This is a genomic window from Flavihumibacter sp. CACIAM 22H1, from assembly GCF_001601815.1.
Taxonomy (GTDB): domain Bacteria; phylum Bacteroidota; class Bacteroidia; order Chitinophagales; family Chitinophagaceae; genus Flavihumibacter.
In genome coordinates this window covers 1-19,189 of sequence record NZ_LUKG01000029.1, presented here as the reverse complement: position 1 = coordinate 19,189, position 19,189 = coordinate 1, and the positions used below count along the sequence as shown (strand labels likewise).

Annotated in this window: 15 protein-coding genes; 9 read left to right on the top strand and 6 right to left on the bottom strand. The window is 44.6% G+C overall.

The window, feature by feature from the left end; all coding sequences use genetic code 11:
* The 4 genes from pyrF to A1D16_RS09970 all read left to right on the top strand — a co-directional run.
* On the top strand, positions 1–572 hold a 572-nt coding region (pyrF, locus tag A1D16_RS09985; RefSeq protein ID WP_290709219.1), incomplete at its 5' end, for an orotidine-5'-phosphate decarboxylase.
* Positions 573–605: 33 nt separating this feature from the next.
* Positions 606–1,784, top strand: a complete 1,179-nt coding sequence (locus A1D16_RS09980; RefSeq protein ID WP_290709218.1) for an acyl-CoA dehydrogenase family protein — start codon at positions 606–608, stop codon at positions 1,782–1,784.
* Position 1,785: 1 nt separating this feature from the next.
* Positions 1,786–2,292, top strand: coding sequence for a shikimate kinase (locus A1D16_RS09975; RefSeq protein ID WP_290709217.1), 507 nt, complete (start codon positions 1,786–1,788; stop codon positions 2,290–2,292).
* A complete protein-coding gene (locus tag A1D16_RS09970; RefSeq protein ID WP_290709216.1) occupies positions 2,285–2,677 on the top strand; it encodes a DUF423 domain-containing protein in 393 nt (130 codons plus the stop codon). Before A1D16_RS09975 ends, A1D16_RS09970 begins: the two co-directional genes overlap by 8 nt.
* Here A1D16_RS09970 and A1D16_RS09965 read toward each other — a convergent pair.
* Entirely contained in the window at positions 2,657–4,615 is a 1,959-nt protein-coding gene (locus tag A1D16_RS09965; RefSeq protein ID WP_290709215.1) for a 7TM diverse intracellular signaling domain-containing protein, read from the bottom strand. The genes A1D16_RS09970 and A1D16_RS09965 overlap by 21 nt on opposite strands.
* Positions 4,616–4,678: 63 nt before the next feature.
* Between A1D16_RS09965 and A1D16_RS09960 the strand changes: the two genes are divergently transcribed.
* Entirely contained in the window at positions 4,679–7,231 is a 2,553-nt protein-coding gene (locus tag A1D16_RS09960) for a DNA translocase FtsK (protein ID WP_290709214.1), read from the top strand.
* Between the two features lie 145 nt (positions 7,232–7,376).
* The gene (locus tag A1D16_RS09955) at positions 7,377–8,030 is read left to right on the top strand and encodes an outer membrane lipoprotein carrier protein LolA (RefSeq protein WP_290709213.1); all 654 of its coding nucleotides are present in this window, start codon (positions 7,377–7,379) and stop codon (positions 8,028–8,030) included.
* Positions 8,031–8,036: 6 nt separating this feature from the next.
* On the opposite strand, the gene A1D16_RS09950 is transcribed toward A1D16_RS09955, so the two are convergent.
* Both A1D16_RS09950 and A1D16_RS09945 read right to left on the bottom strand, forming a co-directional pair.
* Complete coding sequence (locus A1D16_RS09950) at positions 8,037–9,023, bottom strand: AraC family transcriptional regulator (protein WP_290709212.1); 987 nt, start codon at positions 9,021–9,023, stop codon at positions 8,037–8,039.
* Positions 9,024–9,060: 37 nt separating this feature from the next.
* Complete coding sequence (locus A1D16_RS09945; protein ID WP_290709211.1) at positions 9,061–9,630, bottom strand: UbiX family flavin prenyltransferase; 570 nt, start codon at positions 9,628–9,630, stop codon at positions 9,061–9,063.
* Between the two features lie 34 nt (positions 9,631–9,664).
* Here A1D16_RS09945 and A1D16_RS09940 point away from each other — a divergent pair, with 34 nt between their 5' ends.
* Complete coding sequence (locus A1D16_RS09940) at positions 9,665–10,189, top strand: DUF255 domain-containing protein (RefSeq protein ID WP_290709210.1); 525 nt, start codon at positions 9,665–9,667, stop codon at positions 10,187–10,189.
* Between the two features lie 445 nt (positions 10,190–10,634).
* Here A1D16_RS09940 and A1D16_RS09935 read toward each other — a convergent pair whose 3' ends face one another.
* Positions 10,635–11,891 carry a pyridoxal phosphate-dependent aminotransferase family protein gene (locus A1D16_RS09935; protein ID WP_290709209.1) on the bottom strand — a complete coding sequence of 419 codons (1,257 nt, stop codon included), beginning with the start codon at positions 11,889–11,891 and terminating at the stop codon, positions 10,635–10,637.
* Positions 11,892–12,010: 119 nt separating this feature from the next.
* Between A1D16_RS09935 and pafA the strand changes: the two genes are divergently transcribed.
* On the top strand, positions 12,011–13,663 hold the full coding sequence (gene pafA, locus A1D16_RS09930; RefSeq protein WP_290709208.1) for an alkaline phosphatase PafA: 1,653 nt from the start codon (positions 12,011–12,013) through the stop codon (positions 13,661–13,663).
* Between the two features lie 97 nt (positions 13,664–13,760).
* Positions 13,761–16,583, top strand: a complete 2,823-nt coding sequence (locus A1D16_RS09925; RefSeq protein ID WP_290709207.1) for a M16 family metallopeptidase — start codon at positions 13,761–13,763, stop codon at positions 16,581–16,583.
* A 156-nt stretch (positions 16,584–16,739) separates the two neighbouring features.
* Here A1D16_RS09925 and fbaA read toward each other — a convergent pair whose 3' ends face one another.
* A complete protein-coding gene (gene fbaA / locus A1D16_RS09920) occupies positions 16,740–17,807 on the bottom strand; it encodes a class II fructose-bisphosphate aldolase (RefSeq protein ID WP_290709206.1) in 1,068 nt (355 codons plus the stop codon).
* A 77-nt stretch (positions 17,808–17,884) separates the two neighbouring features.
* Positions 17,885–18,991 (bottom strand): hypothetical protein, encoded by a 1,107-nt coding sequence (locus tag A1D16_RS09915; RefSeq protein ID WP_290709205.1) that lies wholly within the window; start codon positions 18,989–18,991, stop codon positions 17,885–17,887.
* Positions 18,992–19,189: the final 198 nt, after the last annotated feature.

The window sequence follows — 19,189 nt, the reverse complement described above, 5'->3', positions numbered from 1 at the left end:
CCGTAGATTATATTCCCTCAACCCACCTGAAAATTGCAGATGCAAAAAGAGGCGATATTGGAAATACCAGTTCCCAGTACGCAAAAGCATTTTTTGAAACCCTGCCGTTTGATGCTATTACCGTTGCCCCTTATATGGGTTCAGACAGCATTCAGCCCTTCCTGGAATATGAAGACAAATGGACCATAGTTTTGGGACTGACATCTAATAAAGGGGCAGCAGATTTTGAATTGCAAAAGATGGGGGCAGAGTTCCTGTATGAAAAGGTCATGAAAACAGTGGCTTCCTGGGGAAATCCGGGAAATCTTATGTTTGTGGTAGGCGCAACGCAGGCAGATTCTTTTGCAGCAATCAGGCAGATTTTACCGGATCATTTTTTCCTGGTGCCCGGGGTAGGTGCGCAAGGCGGCAGCCTGCAGGATATATCCGCAAAAGCACTGATTCCGGATGCAGGCCTATTGGTGAATGCAAGCCGGGCGGTAATCTATGCCTCGGAAAAAGAAGATTTTGCCACAGAAGCCCGCGCTATTGCGCAACAGTACCAGGTGGAAATGAGCCGCTATTTAGGATAAACTAGCTACATTCATAGCACTAAAAACGATGCCATGGCACAGGATTTATTTCAATCTCCCGATTATCTCTTACTGGATGATTTATTAACTGAAGAACACCATATGATCCGGGATGCGGTCCGGAACTATGTAAAGCAGGAAATTTCGCCCATTATCGAAACCTGCGCGCAAAAAGCAGAGTTCCCTCGCCAAATAGTAAAGCAAATGGGAGAGCTGGGTGTATTCGGACCAACGATACCGGTAGAATATGGTGGTGGAGGTTTAGATTATATTTCCTATGGTTTAATGATGCAGGAGCTTGAACGGGGAGATAGTGGCGTGCGTTCTACAGCCTCTGTTCAGGGATCGCTGGTAATGTATCCCATTTATGAATTTGGCAGTGAAGAGCAACGTAGAAAATACCTGCCGAAGCTGGCAAGCGGAGAGTGGCTGGGTTGTTTCGGCTTAACCGAACCCAATCATGGAAGTAATCCGGCGGGTATGCTTACCAATTTTTCAGATGCGGGAGACCATGTGATACTAAACGGTGCAAAAATGTGGATCTCCAATGCTCCATTTGCAGACATAGCCGTGGTATGGGCTAAAAATGAAGAAGGTGTTGTACATGGGTTGATTGTAGAACGTGGTATGGAAGGATTTAGCACACCTACTACCCACGGTAAATGGAGCTTGCGGGCTTCTGCTACCGGCGAGCTGGTATTTGATAATGTTAAAGTTCCGAAATCAAATATACTGCCGAACTGCAAGGGTATGCGCGGCCCATTGAGCTGCCTTACCAAAGCCCGTTTCGGTATTGCCTGGGGCAGCATAGGTGCGGCCATGGATTGTTATGATACGGCGCTCCGCTATGCCAAAGAAAGAGTTCAGTTTGACCGGCCGATTGCTGGATTTCAATTGCAGCAGAAAAAACTGGCTGAAATGATTACGGAAATATCCAAGGCACAATTATTGAACTGGAGAGTAGGGGTGCTGATGGAAGAAGGTAAAGTTACTCCAGCACAGGTTAGTATGGCAAAACGCAATGGGTGCGAGGTAGCCCAACAGATTTGCCGCGATGCCCGCCAGGTGTTAGGCGGTATGGGTATTACCGGCGAATACAGTGTAATGCGACATATGATGAACCTGGAAAGTGTAATTACCTATGAAGGTACACATGATATTCATTTATTAATTACCGGTATGGACATAACCGGTTTGAACGCATTCAGTTGATATGAAAATATATCTGATCGGATTTATGGGAAGCGGAAAATCACATTGGGGCCGGCAATTGTCGGCCTGCATGAATATTCCGTTCTTTGACCTGGATGATGTAATTGTTTTACGGGAAGGGAAACCGATTACCGAAATTTTTGCCGATCAGGGAGAAGAATATTTTCGCCTGCTTGAAAAAGACACTCTTATCAACCTTACCAATGGCCACGAAGCGTTTGTGCTTTCCTGTGGTGGCGGTACACCATGTTTTTTCGGGAATATTGATTATATGAAAGAGCATGGGAAAGTGATCTGGCTCAATACTGCAACGGCCGTGCTGATAGACCGTTTACTTAAAGAAAAACAACATCGTCCACTCCTGCGCGATATCCCCGATGAGGATATGAAATCCTTTATTATTAAAAAACTGCACGACAGGAAAATGTACTATGAGCAGGCGCATTTATCGTTGCATGAAGAAGAACTGTCGCTCGAACAAATCAAAGAAGCTATACTAAATGAGTAGATCCATTTTATCCGGTGCGGCAATACTAGGTGCACTGGCTGTTATCTTAGGCGCTTTTGGAGCGCATGGCTTAAAGCAATTGGTGCCAGCCGAAACCGTAACTACCTTCGACACCGGCGTGCGGTATCATTTTTACCATGTGTTTGCCCTGCTGGCTACCGGGTTGATCTCTATTCATTATCCATCTTCATTGCTTAAAAGAGCGGCACAATCATTTTGGGTGGGAATTTTTTTATTCAGCGGATCGCTCTACCTGCTTACTTTTCTGAAAGCAACCGAAACTGTCGGACTTTCCAAACTTGGCTTAATTACACCTGTTGGCGGACTTTTTCTGGTACTTGGCTGGGTCCTTCTTTTTCTGGCTCTACTGAAGCGGAATACTTAAGGTTACCGTAGTGCCATTTTCATCCCGGATATTAAAGTGCCCATCAATGGTATCCATTCTTTTTTTCATATTTGTAAGTCCGTTACTGAATTCACGCATATTACTTTCTTTTACCCCGATTCCGTTGTCGATGATCTGGATAACCAAATGAGGGCCGATTTTGAAAATGATTTTAACTTCTGTGGCCTGGGAGTGCTTTAGTGTATTATGCAGCGCTTCCTTAATACATAAAAATACATTCCTTCTTTTTTCACCACTCATTTCTATATTCGGCAGGTTTTCCGGATACTCTACCAAACAACGAATTTCTGTAGTGTCGAAAAACTCCGCAGCATAAGAACGAACATAGGCAATCATGTTATCGACCGTATCGTTTGAGTTTTTCATGGTCCAGATGATCGTATTCATTTTACTGATCAGGTCATTGGCCGAGTTTGATATGCGTTCGAGTTCCGGAAGGCTGTAGTCTTTCATTTTTGTTTTGGCCAGTTCACTCATAAGGCGGATAGCGGTAACGCCCGATCCCAGTTCATCGTGCATATCTGCAGAGATTCGGTTTCTCTCCTCTTGTTTGGCCGCCAGGATGGCCATTTTTCTTTCAATGGCACTTTTTTCATATTCCATCAGTAATCGTTCTTTTTCCCTTGCCCTGCTGGAAATATCGAGCCTGTTTTTATAAGACAGGGCAATCAGGAAAAACATCAGTTCAAAGAGAATGCCCATTTCATACCAGAATAAGGAATCATTCATGAGTGATGCCAGGTGATGGTTGAACCGGTACGATGAATTAATGAGGAACAGTGATAATAACCCTCCTAAAAACAAAAAGCAATGTCCTATGGCCAGGTAGGTCAGCAGGTGGTGCCGCCTGATTACCGCAAAGGCGATAAAAAAGATGGTGCAGGCCGACCAGGCATATTTTACAATATTTTCTATTTGGTTCTGAAAGCTGAAATTGCTGCTGAAGAAATGCAGTACCGTAAATACAAGCATGCCGGAAATTGTAATTGCCTGCTGAATAAGCAAAACCTTATTGAGTAAAGGGAACTGCGTGGCCGATTGGGTGAATTTCCGGAGGAACATGAAATAAAACAAGGTGCCTCCCGCCTGTAACATAAAATCAAAATAGGATTCAAAGAAGTAGTTGGAGGGGCTGGGTGTTTTATACAGGTAGGCTTTGAAAAAAAACATTATACCCAATAGTATGGCGTAAGCGGAATAATACAAAAAGACCCGGTTCCGGTTTATGTAGAATTCTGCCAGCGAATAAAATATCATCATCAGCATTATGCCGCAAACCAGAAAAGTAATGATAGTATTTATTTTCCGCTGATTCTGAACCTCCGTAAGCAGGGTAGGTAAGAAATAACCATAGGATAGGGTAGGGGTAATAGTGTTGATGGTTGTTTTTATGAAACTTAGTTTCGTAACATAGGTAGCTGTTTCGCGGGGTTTCAGGATAAGTTTGCTGACAACATTCGGGTTAAAAATTCCTTCGCCGGGGTATTCGGGGGCGGGTTCCAGTTCCCTGCTTTGGTTGTTATAACGGAATAAATCAATGTCTTCAAAGTAGAAACCGGGTAGAAAATAAAAACTGGTAGCGGTATCTGCATCGTTGTAGACCGTAAACTGCAAAAAAATAGGTTTGCCGACAAAATAGCTGGGAATTCTTTTCTCTAAATTGTCGGAAACAGCCTGGAGAGCGGGTAATTGCCGCATTTGTCCTTTTTCTGCCTCTTCGGAACTGTCGATATAAAGACCTGTTTGCTGTTGGATGGAATAGAAAAAGCGGATCTGACTGGTTTTAATTGTATCCCATCCTGGCCGGTGCTGAGCCTGGAGATCGCTGGCTAACAGCCACAGCAGGGCCGGCAGCAGGTAAGCAAATGAGGTTCGTAGGTAAGTAGGTTTAATTGACTTGGCCATGCGTTTTTTCACACCCTATCGGATACGGCAAAATACAATTTATTTCCAGCCTGCTCAGCATGTATATTTGTGTTTATGGCGAATAAGGTGAAGACCAAGAAAAAATCACGACCAGATGCGGTGGATCTGCGCCCGGATAAAGAGGAACAGGTAGAAGTAAAAAAGCTGGTAAAGGATGAGCGAACCCTTAAAATAATCGGTGCGGTTTGTTTGTTGCTGGCTGTCTTTCTGTTTATTGCGTTCAGTTCCTATTTGTTTACCTGGAAAGCTGACCAGGATAAGGTATTCAGGGGGGGAAGTTATTTCCTGTTTGCCGAAGATATTAAAGTAGCCAACCTGCTGGGCCGGCTGGGGGCCTGGGTATCTCATTTCTTTTTTTATAAAGGCTTTGGATTGGCCTCTTATTTCATCTGCAGTTTGTTTTTTGTGCTGGGCGCCAACCTTTTATTCAGGAAAAAGATTTTTCGGGTGGGGCGTAATATGCGGTATGTGCTGGTGGGTTTATTCTATTTCAGCGTCAGCCTGGCTTTTTTTTCCGGTACCAGTAGTTTTGCCTGGGGAGGTGCCGTTGGAAACATGATCAGTAAATGGCTGACCAGTTTCCTGGGTACAATTGGTGCTGCAGCAGTCTTATTGCTTGGTGGAATTGCCTATTTTATCTGGCGCTTTAACCCGGTATTCTCCGTTCCTAAAATGCCGCAGCTGCCGGTTCGCAAAACCGGGGCAGTTGCCGTTTCTGCAGCGGAAGAAGGCGCACTTGCCCCTTCCGATGAGGAGAATGAACCAGCGGAGGAGGAGGGTGCAAAACTTATAGTAGAGGAATCCCTGGCAAAGAAAAACGGACTGAAGAAAAAAGGGGGAATTGTGGTAGTGCCTCCAACCCAGGAGGAAATGCCGGTGCCTTTTGATATTATTGAGCGGGATGAACCGGTTGAGCCGGAAGCAGAAGAGCCTGTGCAGGAAGAACAGCCGGTATTACCTGAACCCCGGGAAGAAGCCAAACACCCGGTAGTTATTCTGCCGCGGAAAGCGGAACCGGTGGCGGAACATGAATTACCGCTTGAAATAAAGGTGATGCCGGAAGAAACACCGGGAGAAGAAGAGGGAAAAACAGACCTGGAGTTGCCTCCTTATGAGCCCACCCTGGATTTACGCGATTATAAATACCCGGGACTTGATCTGCTGGAAACCCATGGCAGCGAAAAAATTGTACAGGACCCTGCTGAGCTGGAGATGAATAAAAACCAGATCATCAATACCCTCAAAAACTATGATATCAATATCCAGAAAATAAGTGCCACCGTTGGGCCAACGGTAACCTTATACGAGATTGTACCTGCTGCCGGTGTGCGGATATCCAGGATCAAGAACCTGGAAGATGACATCGCCCTGAGCCTGGCCGCCCTCGGTATCCGGATTATTGCCCCTATTCCTGGTAAGGGAACGATCGGGATCGAAGTACCGAATGTTAAAAAAACGGTAGTGAGCATGAAAACCCTGCTCAGCTCAGACAAATTTCTGCACAATACCTTTAGTTTGCCGATCGCTATTGGCAAAAAGATTGATAATGAAAATTTCATCGTAGACCTGGCCGCCATGCCCCACCTGCTGATGGCTGGTGCAACCGGACAGGGTAAATCGGTAGGATTAAATGCTATCCTGGTATCGCTTTTATATAAAAAGCACCCGTCTCAACTGAAGTTTGTATTGGTAGACCCCAAAAAAGTAGAATTAAGCATTTATCGTACAATTGAGCATCATTTTCTGGCAAAACTGCCCGGGGAGGAAGAAGCCATTATCACCGATACCAAAAAAGTGATCAACACTCTTAATGCGCTCTGTATTGAAATGGATAACCGCTATGACCTGTTAAAAGAAGCGGGTACCCGGAACATTAAGGAATACAATGAGAAGTTTATTAAGCGGAAGCTGAACCCCCAGAAAGGGCACCAGTTCCTGCCGTTTATAGTGCTGGTAATTGATGAATTTGCCGATTTGATCATGACCGCCGGTAAAGAAGTGGAAATGCCTATTGCGCGGCTGGCTCAGCTGGCAAGGGCGGTAGGAATACACCTGATCATTGCCACCCAGCGTCCATCCGTAAATATTATTACCGGAACCATTAAGGCCAATTTCCCGGCCAGGATAGCGTTTAAAGTGTCGTCTAAAATTGATAGCCGAACTATTTTGGATGCCGGCGGGGCAGAGCAGCTGATCGGAAAAGGAGATATGCTGATCTCCTATAACGGTGAGTTAACCCGGCTCCAGTGTGCTTTTGTAGATACACCGGAAGTAGAAGATGTAACCGATTTTATAGGCGACCAGCGCGGCTATCCGCAGGCGTTTTTACTGCCGGAATATGTGGACGAAAAAGACATGGAAGGCAAGGATTTTGATCTGGGAGATAAGGATCCGCTGTTTGAAGAAGCCGCGCGCCTTATTGTTGCCAACCAAATAGGCTCAACATCGCTCTTACAACGAAGGATGAAACTGGGTTATAACCGCGCCGGTCGTTTGATGGATCAGTTGGAAGCGGCGGGTGTGGTTGGCCCCAATTTGGGGAGCAAAGCGCGTGAAGTATTGATCAAAACGGAACATGAGCTGGAAGATTATATAGCCAACAGGTAGATAAAATGGTTATTTTGGTGGATTTTGAGCGAAATCTGTTAAAACCAGCTTAAAGACCCATAGAGAATTAATCCCTGCATTCTAATTGTAGTCTGTATACAGTAATTCAAACAATTATCTTTGCACCTTATTTCAAATTGAGCACATGAATAAACTTTTAACACTCCTTGCTTTTTTTATAGGTTTTGGTTCTGCCTCCATCAGTATGGCCCAGTCCGATCCTGCGGCCAAACAAATACTTGACGGCGTTAGTGCAAAATTTAAGACATTTAAAGCGGTACAATCCGGGTTTACGCTGAAAGTGGAAGATGGTAAGGGGAAAGTTCAGGGAGAAAAAGCTGGAACCGTTTATATGAAAGGTGGAAAATACCGGGTGAGTATATCCGGGCAGGAAATTTTCAGTGATGGTTCAACTGTATGGACTTATGATAAAGCTGCTAATGAAGTTACCATTACTAAAATGGATGGAGGCCAGAATGCATTGACGCCACAAAAACTATTCACCAATTTTTACGATAAGGATTTTCTGTACAAATTGAATGGAGAGAAAAAAATCGGTACGAAGCTGGTGCAGGAAATTGAGCTAACGCCGGTGGATAAATCCAAAGCCTTCCACAAAGTGTACCTGATGGTGGATAAAGCACAGAAAGCTATTTATAGTGCAAAAATTTTAGAAAAGAACGGCAATGTGTACACTTATACGGTTTCCAATTTTAATGGAAAAGCCGTTATACCGGATGCACAATTTGTTTTTGATAAGAAAAAATACCCTGGAGTAGAGGAGATAGACCTGCGTTAAATTGGCTCAGGCCCTTATTTCACTAGGAAGCAGGTTAAATTCTTTTTTAAAAGCGGCGGCAAAATTGCTAAGGTTGGAATAGCCTATCTGTAGGCCAACTTCCTTAACAGTATAGTCGCCGCTTAATAATAAATCCCTGGCAACGGTCATCCGTTGTTTCTGGTAATAGGCATAAATACTGGTGCCATACACTTCCTTGAACAGCTTTTTTAATTTTGCAGAACTCATAGCCGCTTCCTGTGCCAGTTGGTCGATGGTAGGGGGTCGGTTAAGGATGTTTTCTGTCAGCAGCGCCTCTATATGCATTAGCTGGTGAATATCATACCGAGATATCTTGGGACTGGTTAATACGGATTTACTTCGTTCGTAGAGACGGCTAAAAAAACGCTCAATCAACAGCATGATCCGATTCTGAATGGTGGCCATTCTTAATGGATTAGTGGCTTCGATCTGCATCATTTCTGTGAAATAACGCCGGTATTCGTTATCGATGGGTTCCATCGTGAAGGAGGCCGTTTTTAACTGGAGATAGGTTGAAAGCACTTCCTCCGGGTCTGTAATTTGCAGGTGATTGGCCAGCCATTCTTTATCAAACAGGATATTAATTCCCTTGTTATGGCTGCCTTTTCTACCTAAATAAGCCACATCAAATAAAGAACTCGTTAGAAAGATACCGGCATGATGTTCGTTTTTGGTAGATAATACATCGCCATCAATTTTTAAGGTAAGCTCGTCTTCAATCCGGAATTCTTCGTAACGGAGTACATAAAACTCTTCCGTTGTTTTGTTGCGTTTGAGATGAAAATGATCATTAAGTGTATAGTCCGATAGGATTGCTTGTAAGCCGTTCGGTAATTCAATTACCGTAGAATATCCATCTGCAAAATGCGGCGGATAAACAAGGGTATTTCCCTGCATTTGCACGCCCAGTTCCTGTGCCAGGCTACTTAGCAGGAGGCGGTAGTTATTAGATTGATATTCAAAACTGAACAAGTTATAAGAATTAGTTATTCAAATGTAAGCAAGAATTTTATGCCGATCCCCATCGATAGGTCTTATTATCCAGTCCAGCCAGGTCCAGCACCCGGTCTACCACGGTAAGTGCCAGTTCGTTGATAGAGGAGGGACGGGAATAAAAGGAGGGGGTAGCCGGACAAATAATACCACCTGCCAGGGTTATGGTTTCCATATTTCTTATATGAACCAGGTTATAGGGGGTTTCCCGGGCCACACAAATCAGCTTCCTTCTTTCCTTGAGGATTACATCGGCCGCCCGGGTTATGAGGTCGTCCGATTGTCCACCTGCAATCCTGCCTAATGTGCCCATAGAGCAGGGGATAATGATCATAGTGCCGAATTGCCCTGAACCACTAGCAAAAGGAGCGGCGAAATCATGTTTATCATGAAAGCGGATACCCTGCTGTTCGAAGGCCAGAAAACTTTCATTGTCCAGCTCGGTTTTCCATACTTCCTTTGCATTTTTTGTCATAATCACCGATACGACCTCCCATTGAGAACGAAGCTGAAGCAGTCGTTCAAGCAACAGTTGTGCATAGATCGAGCCGCTTGCCCCTGTAATAGCTATAACAATTCTTTGCATCTGGATTCGTTATTTTAGTATTAACAAATGTAACATGCATAGGTTTATTGCCATTTTATTCGTGTTGGCCAGCGGTTTTGGTGCAGGGGCGCAGCAGGTAACGGGAAAGGATATCCGATGGATGAGCTTGCAGGAAGCGGAAGAAGCTGGTAAAAAGGCTCCCCGGCCTGTATTAATTGATTTGTATACCGATTGGTGCGGCTGGTGTAAGGTAATGGATAAACGGACCTACCGTAATCCTAAAGTGGTGCAGTACCTGAATGAGCATTTTTATGTGGTAAAACTTGATGCAGAAGCTAAAACTTCCTATCAATGGATGGGAAAAACCTTTTCATTTAATCCCTCCTATAAGACCAATGATATAGCGCTCTATTTTACGGGCGGGCAATTATCGTATCCCACTACAGTTATTATTCCTTCTCCCGGGGAGGCGCCTCAGGCGATACCAGGCTTTATGGCACCACATGAATTGGAGCCCATCGTTAAATATTTTGGAGATAAAGCTTATCCAGGAACTCCTTTTCCGGTTTACCAGAAAGGGTTTAAGCGAAAGTGGTGAGATTAAAATCACATTAAAGTGCTGAATAATTTTAACATCCTTGCAACGCTTTGCTTCAAAATTTTCTCTTTATAACTGGTTTTTCATAGGATATTGGAAATAATTCGGACGGGATCTTTATCCTGTCCCTTTTTTACGCTGCCTTTACAAGGGCAGGAAACCGGCTGCAGATCGATCTTTTTTCATAAGGAAATACTTATGAATGATTGATTTACGTCAAATTCTGTCGTGTACCCCAAAAAAAATACGGTTGATGCAACTAATGTTTACTCATTAACATCTTATATTTGAATTTTCATAGGATAAGGTTTAATGGTTAATGGTATTTGATTAGTGCATCCCGCCGTTTACGGCGGGATTTTTTTGTTTTATCCCTAAGTACTCCTCCTACACAATAAAAAAGGGAGGCAAGAGCCTCCCTTCTGATTTTCATTCTCCCTTCCCCTCACATCGCTTCTGCCATATCCGGGATCTCCGCCACCTTATACTCCCCAGCATCCAGTTTAGCTTTGGTTTCCGTGAACGCCTGGAGGGTTAGACGTATATCTTCCTCTGTGTGCGCTGCTGTGGGAATCAGGCGGTATATGATCTGTCCTTTAGGGATTACAGGATATACTACAATGGAGCAGAATATATTATAGTTTTCTCTCAGATCAAGTACCATGGCGGTAGCTTCTGGAACATCGCCTTTCATATAAACAGGCGTTACCATGGTATTTGTTTTGCCCAGGTCAAATCCTTTTTCGCGCAGGCCATTTTGGAGAGAATTGGTAACATGCCATAGTTTTTCGCGTAATTCAGGCATGGTTTTGAGCATTTCCATACGTTTAAGCATGCCTTCAACAATGATCATCGGCAGGCTTTTGGCGAAAATCTGGGAGCGGGTATTATACCGCAGGTACGCAAGTACGTCTTTGGGGCCTGCAATAAATGCTCCAATACTACCCATGGATTTAACAAAAGTGGAAAAATAAAGGTCGATTCCTGCCTGGCATCCCTGGGCTTCATCGGCTCCGGCACCAGTGGGGCCCATGGCACCAAATCCATGTGCATCATCAATTAATATCCGGAACTCATAAGTTGCTTTTAATGCAACAATTTCTTTGAGTTTGCCCTGGTCTCCACTCATTCCGTATACGCCTTCAGTAATCAAGAGAATGCCTCCCCCTGTTTTTTCCGCCATTTTCGTAGCACGCTGCAATTGTTTTTCACAATCTTCAATATCGTTGTGCTTGTAAGTATAGCTGTAGCCAAGGTGCATACGGATGCCATCAACAATACAGGCATGGCATTCCGCATCATAAACAATTATATCTCTGCGGTTCACCAGCGCATCAATGCAACTCATGATTCCCTGGTACCCAAAATTGAGCAGCATGGCGTCTTCCCGATTAACAAACTGGCTGAGTACTTTTTCCAATTCCTCGTGGTAAACACTGTTTCCGCTCATCATGCGGGCGCCCATCGGATAGCCCATTCCCCATTTCTCGGCCGCAAGGCTGTCTGCCTTCCGGGTTTCCGGGTGATTCGCCAATCCCAGGTAATTATTCAAACTCCACACAATCCGTTCTTTTCCGCGGAAGAACATCCGGCTGCCCAGTTCGCCTTCCAGTTTCGGAAATGCAAAATAACCGTGCGCCCGTTTCATGTGTTGACCGATTGGTCCGCCATCTTTCACCAGCTTCTCGAAGATATCTGCCATATGTATTGAGTAATTATGGGTTTAAAATTCCCGCAAAGGTAGTTTTTTTAAGCCTTTGTTATGAATCTCCCGAACGGAACTTATCATCTCTGGGGAACTATATTTGCAAAAAAACCAATATGCTTCAACGCTTTGTTCTGGTTTATATGGCTAGTTTGGCGATCTCGGGCGCCAAGGCCCAGGTTCCACAGAAAACCGCCGCCCCCGCAGGTATAAATCGGCCTAAACTGGTTATCGGTATGGTGGTAGATCAGATGCGCTGGGATTTCCTGTACCGGTACCAGGATCGTTACCAGGCCAACGGTGGATTTAACCGGCTGCTGAAACAGGGCTTTTCCAATGAGAATGCATTTATTCCATATGCCCCTACCGTTACTGCCTGTGGCCATAGTACCATATATACGGGAAGTGTTCCTGCAATAACCGGTATAACCGGGAATGCCTGGTATGATCAGCGCCTGAACCGTACCGTTTATTGCGTGGAAGACGCTTCGGTAACTGCGGTAGGAAGCAATTCCAAGGCCGGTCAAATGAGTCCCCGCAATATGCATACAACTACGATTGGCGATGAGTTGAAGCTGGCTACGAATTTTCGATCCAAACTGATTGGTATTGCCATCAAAGACAGGGGTGGCATTCTTCCTGCAGGGCATTCAGCCAATGCAGCCTACTGGTACGATGGCAGCACCGGTAACTGGATCACTTCCACGTATTACCGGTCTGATTTGCCTGCCTGGGTAAATGATTTTAATGCTGCCAAATGGGTGGATAAGTATTATGAAACAGGTTGGCAAACATTGTATCCTATCGATACCTATGTGAACAGTGAACGGGAAGCCAAACCCTATAAAAGCAAACCATTAGGTGCAAATGCTACGGCGCATCCCTATGATCTGAAAGGCATGATAGGGAAAAATTACGGGGCTATTGCGGCTACGCCCTTTGGTAATACGCTAACGCTGGAGCTGGCAAAAGCAGCCATAAAAGGAGAGGCGTTAGGTAAAGGAACCGTTACAGATATGCTCACAGTAAGTTTGTCTTCGCCGGACTATATCGGGCATTCCTTTGGTCCGAATTCCGTTGAAATAGAGGATACCTATCTTCGGCTCGATAAAGAACTCGGCGATTTCTTTAATTTCCTGGACAAGGAAATCGGTAAAGGACAGTACCTGTTTTTTATTTCAGCCGATCATGGTGTTGCACATATTCCGGGCTTTATGAAAGAACATAAAATTCCGGCTGGCACTTTTGATGACGGGAAATGCAGCGGCGCGCTCAACGCCTTATTAAAAGAAAAATATGGGCAGCCCAACCTGGTGGTAAGCATGTACAATTACCAGGTGCATCTGAACAGGAAACTGATCGATAGCCTGGGGCTCGATAAAGAGAAGATTACGGAAACCGTGGTGCGCTATATGCAGGCACAACCAGAAGTAATGCGCTCATTTGACATCGCAGAACTGTCTGAAACAACATTGCCCGATAAATTAAAAACCATGATCGCCAATGGCTATGACCCCAACAGGGGAGGCGATGTACAATTTATATTATATCCCCAGTATATTGATGGTGGTGCTTCCGGTACTACACATGGCTTATGGAATCCCTACGATGCGCATATACCCTTGGTTTGGTATGGATGGAATATAAAACCCGGCCGTTCAAACAAGGAAGTTACCATGTCAGATATTGCACCAACCATAGCAGCCTTATTACATATTCAGATGCCAAATGGTACCGTCGGTAAAGTAATCGAAGCGATCCTGCCTTAGCGCATGGCGGTGTTCAGGTATATTAAGCCAGCGCCGGGAGCTTAGCTGGTTTTTTTTAGGATTGATTGTAGATTCGTTCATGAACAATGCCTTTAATATGAAAAAAAATAATTTTTCTGCCAAGCGGATATGGCTGTTTATCGTCCTGTTTGCAACAGCTGAATCTATACTGGCGCAAAATAATCCGGAAGCACTTCTATTACCCGACGCTGCCGTAAAAATCGGGACACTTGAAAATGGCCTCACTTATTATATTCGGCAGAATAAAAAACCGGAGAAGAAAGTGGAATTAAGGCTGGCTGTAAATGCAGGGTCCATTAACGAAGATGAGGACCAGCAGGGGTTGGCACATATGGCGGAGCACATGGCTTTTAACGGCACGAAAAATTTCAAGAAAAACGAATTGATTTCTTTTTTACAGGATATCGGAGTAGGTTTTGGAAACGACCTGAATGCCTATACCAGTTTTGATGAAACAATTTATATGCTGCCAATCCCGGTAGATAAACCGGGAAACCTGGAGAAAGGATTCCAGGTACTGGAGGATTGGGCACATCAGGTAACTTACCTGGATGAAGATATTGAATCGGAACGAGGCATTATATTGGAAGAAAGCCGTCTGGGGAAAGGGGCGCAGGATAGGATGATGCGGCAGGTATATCCTAAATTATTTGCCGGATCGAAATATGCCGTTCGGTTACCGATAGGATCAGAAGCCGTTATTAAAAATTTTAAGCCAGATCGTATCCGTAAATATTATGCAGACTGGTACCGGCCCAACCTGATGGCGGTTTTTGTAGTGGGCGATGTGGATCCGGTTAAAGCAGAGGAGCTAATAAAAAAACATTTTGCAGGACTTAAGAACCCGCTTAATGAGCGCAAGAGAGAGCCGGTCAAAATTCCTGCATATGCGGCCAGTGAAGCATTGGTGGTAACTGATAAAGAGGCCACTGGTTATTCAATAAATATCAACTATCCCATTCATGAGGCGAAGCCTGACCGGACAGTGGGTGGCTATCGCAAAGACCTGATCCGCCAGTTATTTTCCAATATGTTGAATCAGCGCCTTCAGGAGCTTACGCAACAGGCTAATCCGCCTTTTGTAGGCGCGGGCGCTGGTTTTGGGGAATTTGTACGGGGGTACGAAAATTTTCGGGCTGTTGCTTTTGTGGGTACCGGGGATATTAAAAAAGGGCTCGATGCCTTGAGTACAGAATTGCAGCGTGTATATAGGTATGGTTTTATTGCATCTGAACTGGAGCGATCGAAAAAAACATTGCTGAATGCCTTGGAAAGAGCGTATAATAATCGCGACAAAACCGAATCCCAAGTTTGGGTAGAAGAATATATAGCTAATTTTTTAACAGGTGAGGTCATCCCCGGTATTGAGAAAGAATTTCAGCTAACCAGGGAATTGGTGCCCGGTATAGGTTTGGAAGAATTGAATGCAATGGCCAAAAATGCCCTGCACGAAAGCAATCAGCTCTTGTATGTAACGGGGCCTGAAAAGGCTTCATCGGAGGTGTTGCCGGATGAAAAGCAGTTGCTGTCTGTTCTGTCAGAGAATGAGAAAAAATCTATTAATCCGTATGTGGAAAAAGAAGTAACCGCTTCTTTATTAACGGCTATTCCGAAAGCCGGTAAGGTGATCAAAACAGAAAAGGAGAGTAAGATGGGGGTTACCAGGGTTACCTTAACTAACGGAGTGGTGGTAACAATGAAACCAACCACTTTTAAGGATGACCAGATTTTAATGGCAGCTACCAAAAACGGCGGACGAAATTTATATGGTGTAACCGATAAATACAATGCCCAATTTGCCGTGCAGGTAGTTAGTTCGATGGGGGTAGGTAATTTTTCTCCGGCAGATCTTAAGAAAGCGCTCGCAGGGAAAACGGTTAGTCTGACCCCTTCTATAGCAGAAGTAACGGATGGGTTCAATGGATCTTCGGGAAAAAAAGATATTGAAACACTTTTGCAACTGGTCTATTTATATATGACTGCACCTCGCCGCGATACGGCGTTGTTCAGCGCATACAAACAACGTTCGATTGCGCAGTATGCGGCTTTGTCGGCAAATCCTCAGGCGTCTTTCCTGGATACCCTGAACCAGGTCATGTACAATAATAATCCGCTGGCGCCGATCGTATTTCCGAAGGTCGAATATTTTCAGCGCCTCGGGTTGGATCGTATGCTGGAAATTTACAAGGATCGTCTGGGGGATGCAACGGGAATGGAGTTTGTTTTTGTAGGTAGTTTTAAAGAGGCGGAGCTTATACCACTGATTGAAACTTATCTGGGAAGTTTGCCGGTTACGGGTATAAAAGTTGCAAAAAAAGACAATAAGGTTCGGCCTATAACCGGGAAAAAAGAGTTGGTGGTTCGGAAAGGGAAGGAACAAAAAAGTCTTATCCTGAATTTTTATACAGGTGAACTGCCGTATAGCCAGGAGCTGGAATTAAAGGCAAATGCGATTGCGGAAATATTGAATATCCGGGTAATTGAAGAGTTGAGGGAAAAAATTCAGGGAATATATGGAGGTGGTTTTTTTGCGGATGTTTCGAAATACCCATACTCCAGTTATTCAATGGTGCTGCAATTGCCTTGTGGTCCGGAAAAGGTAGATACTTTATTGAAGGCGGTGGAGTCGGAGATTAACTGGATTACGCAAAAAGGTGCGGATACCTCTTATCTGAATAAGGTAAAAAAGCAATGGATAGAACAATATAAAACCAGCCAGAAAGAAAATGGGAGCTGGTTGGAGGAATTGGTGAGGCAGGCTGCAGAGGGTGGCGATCCTGCTTATTTCCTGAACTATGAGGCTATGGTAAATAAGTTAACCGTAAAAGAAATTCAACAGGCGGCCCAATTGCTGTTTAATGGCAAAAATCTGTTCCGTGCTGTTTTGATGCCCGAATAACGGAATAGGCGTCAGACAGGTGTTGCAATACTCATCTGATACTTGTTCTAACACCTTTCTGACACCAAACGGCCGACTCAAAACTGAGTCGGCCGTTCTTTTTATACCTTATCAATAACAGCCTGTCAGAACAGCGTTCTAACACCTGTCTGACGCTTATGCATTGCGGTTAATACAATTCAAGTCTGAAAACGCTTCTTCCAAACGCAGTACGAATTGATCCTGCCCCTTGCGCAACCAGGCTCTCGGATCATAATACTTCTTATTCGGCTTATTTGGTCCTTCCGGATTTCCGAGCTGCCCCTGCAGGTACAATTCATTCTTCTTGTAATAGCCCAATACCCCTTCCCAAAAAGCCCACTGCATATCCGTATCAATATTCATTTTGATAACACCATACCCCAAGGTTTCATGAATCTGCTCTTTCGGAGATCCGCTTCCTCCATGGAATACAAAAAATACCGGCTTATCCTCTGTATGATACTGCTGCTTGATATAGTCCTGGCTGTTCTTCAGGATCTCCGGACGAAGTTCAACATTACCCGGACTGTAAACTCCATGCACGTTTCCAAAAGCCGCAGCTACCGTAAACAACCGGCCAATTTTGCCCAGTTCTTCATAAGCATACGCCACATGTTGCGGTTGTGTATATAATTTGTCATTCTCTACCCCACTGTTGTCTACCCCGTCTTCTTCCCCTCCGGTTACACCCAATTCAATTTCAATACCCATTCCAAGTGGTTGCATTCTCTTGAAAAAACTGGCCGAAGTCTGGATATTCTCTTCCAGGCTCTCTTCCGATAAATCCAGCATATGAGAACTAAACAATGGCTGGCCTTTCTCTTTATGAAAAGTTTCGCCTGCATCTATCAGCGCAGACACCCAGGGTAACCATTTATGAGCCGCGTGGTCCGTGTGTAGTACCACCGGAACACCGTAGTATTTCGCAACATTATGAACATGGAGGGCGCCGGAAATCGCCCCTGAAATATTTGCCTGTAATTTGTCATTGGGCATTCCTTTACCGGCCATAAACTGTGCGCCGCCATTGGAAAACTGAATAATAACCGGGGAATTTACTTTAGCTGCAGTTTCCAGCGTAGCATTGATGGAATCAGTTCCGATCGTATTTACCGCTGGCATCGCAAATTTGTTGGCTTTGGCGTCTTTATAAAGGGCTTCCAATTCATCGCCGAAAAGAACGCCTGCACTGTACTTACTCATTGTCTATTGGTTGGTTAAGTTGATAAAAACAAACAACTATAATCGTTAAAAGAAGCGCTAATATAGCAAATTATAGCTCAATCCTCCGATCGCCCCCCAAACCGGGGAATCAGGAGCAGGTTTTTACGTAAGCAAACTTTGAGGTGCTCTTTAACCAACTGTCCCATGTTTTGGACCCGCAGCAAACCTTTGTGCCGATGGTGCAGTTCGCTCAGCTCACCTGATAATTGCTGCAGTTTTTCCGGGGTGGAAATAGTGTCTTTTCCCATAATGTCCAGTAATTCCTTGATCCGGTAGCGCGCTGCCACCAGCCGGAAGGTCATCATAGTACGCTCTTCTGTCTGGTACTGTTCAATACTGTCGCGGTTCAGGTGTTTAAGCGTGGTTTCCACCAGCGGGTAATTTTCTTTAAAAAACTGCGGCAGGTAAAGGCTCTTCCGGCCTTCGTAGGATTGCTGATCAAAATCGATGGCCCGGATCCGGTACTGGTAATCCTCAATATCGGGGGTAATGTCAATTACGAAATTATAACTTCGCATATCTCCCAGCAGCCGTACAAAACAACGCTCATTGAATTTGACAAACTCTTTGGCAATTCGGATTTTATTGGTATCCGGCCTGTTCAGGTGCTGTTGAATAAAAACATCACCGGGTATACCGGGTATATGTTCCTCTACCAATGTATGGTTGTTGGTAAGGTAGGTGATCCGGTTCGGCGATAACATATGCTCCAGTTCCAAGCCGTATATCCTCGAAGCATCCGCCACCTTAATGTAATAGTGATCGTAGTTGTCGTTGAATTTATTCACAATCCGGATCCGGAAGGGCTGCGAATTACCGAATGCACAATAATCGATCCTGGCTACATCCAGGTGTTTACTGAAGGTCATATCACCTTCGGTTCGCAACAAGGCATAAATCCGGATAAGTCCCTCCCTTATATATTCCCATTCCCGCAGGTCATAAACCACGGTTTCCCACATTGTATCCAAGCCCTCTTTGTCTTTTAGTGGAACCGAATAGGTGAACCGCTGCAGATCTCGGTAAGCGACGGGTAATTTTACCTCTCTTCCATGGTGTTTCAGAAAATTGCGCAGGGCGGAACTAACCGGAAACATCGGTTTTTTCCGCGAAGGGCGGTCTGGTTCGCCGCGTGAAAAGCCGGAACGAAAAGCTGAAAACAAGTTGACAGTTTATTTAAGTAATGGAGATCAATTTAGGGATTTACACCAAGCTGATCAATCAAATCCTGAAAATAGGCAGGAGCGCCCAGCATTCTGCTGCCATACCAACTGAAATATTCCCCATCTACCAGCCGGATAATTGCGCCCGGTAACAATTCTGCTAATTCCCGTAAGTGCTTTTGGCGGAATGGGTAAGGC

Coding starts and splice junctions, on each gene's coding strand:
- A1D16_RS09955 (WP_290709213.1), top strand. CDS start 7,377: ATGAATAAACTTTTAACACTCCTTGCTTTTTTTATAGGTTTTGGTTCT.
- A1D16_RS09960 (WP_290709214.1), top strand. CDS start 4,679: ATGGCGAATAAGGTGAAGACCAAGAAAAAATCACGACCAGATGCGGTG.
- pafA (WP_290709208.1), top strand. CDS start 12,011: ATGCTTCAACGCTTTGTTCTGGTTTATATGGCTAGTTTGGCGATCTCG.
- A1D16_RS09935 (WP_290709209.1), bottom strand. CDS start 11,891: ATGGCAGATATCTTCGAGAAGCTGGTGAAAGATGGCGGACCAATCGGT.
- A1D16_RS09940 (WP_290709210.1), top strand. CDS start 9,665: ATGCATAGGTTTATTGCCATTTTATTCGTGTTGGCCAGCGGTTTTGGT.
- A1D16_RS09970 (WP_290709216.1), top strand. CDS start 2,285: ATGAGTAGATCCATTTTATCCGGTGCGGCAATACTAGGTGCACTGGCT.
- fbaA (WP_290709206.1), bottom strand. CDS start 17,807: ATGAGTAAGTACAGTGCAGGCGTTCTTTTCGGCGATGAATTGGAAGCC.
- A1D16_RS09980 (WP_290709218.1), top strand. CDS start 606: ATGGCACAGGATTTATTTCAATCTCCCGATTATCTCTTACTGGATGAT.
- A1D16_RS09925 (WP_290709207.1), top strand. CDS start 13,761: ATGAAAAAAAATAATTTTTCTGCCAAGCGGATATGGCTGTTTATCGTC.
- A1D16_RS09975 (WP_290709217.1), top strand. CDS start 1,786: ATGAAAATATATCTGATCGGATTTATGGGAAGCGGAAAATCACATTGG.
- A1D16_RS09945 (WP_290709211.1), bottom strand. CDS start 9,630: ATGCAAAGAATTGTTATAGCTATTACAGGGGCAAGCGGCTCGATCTAT.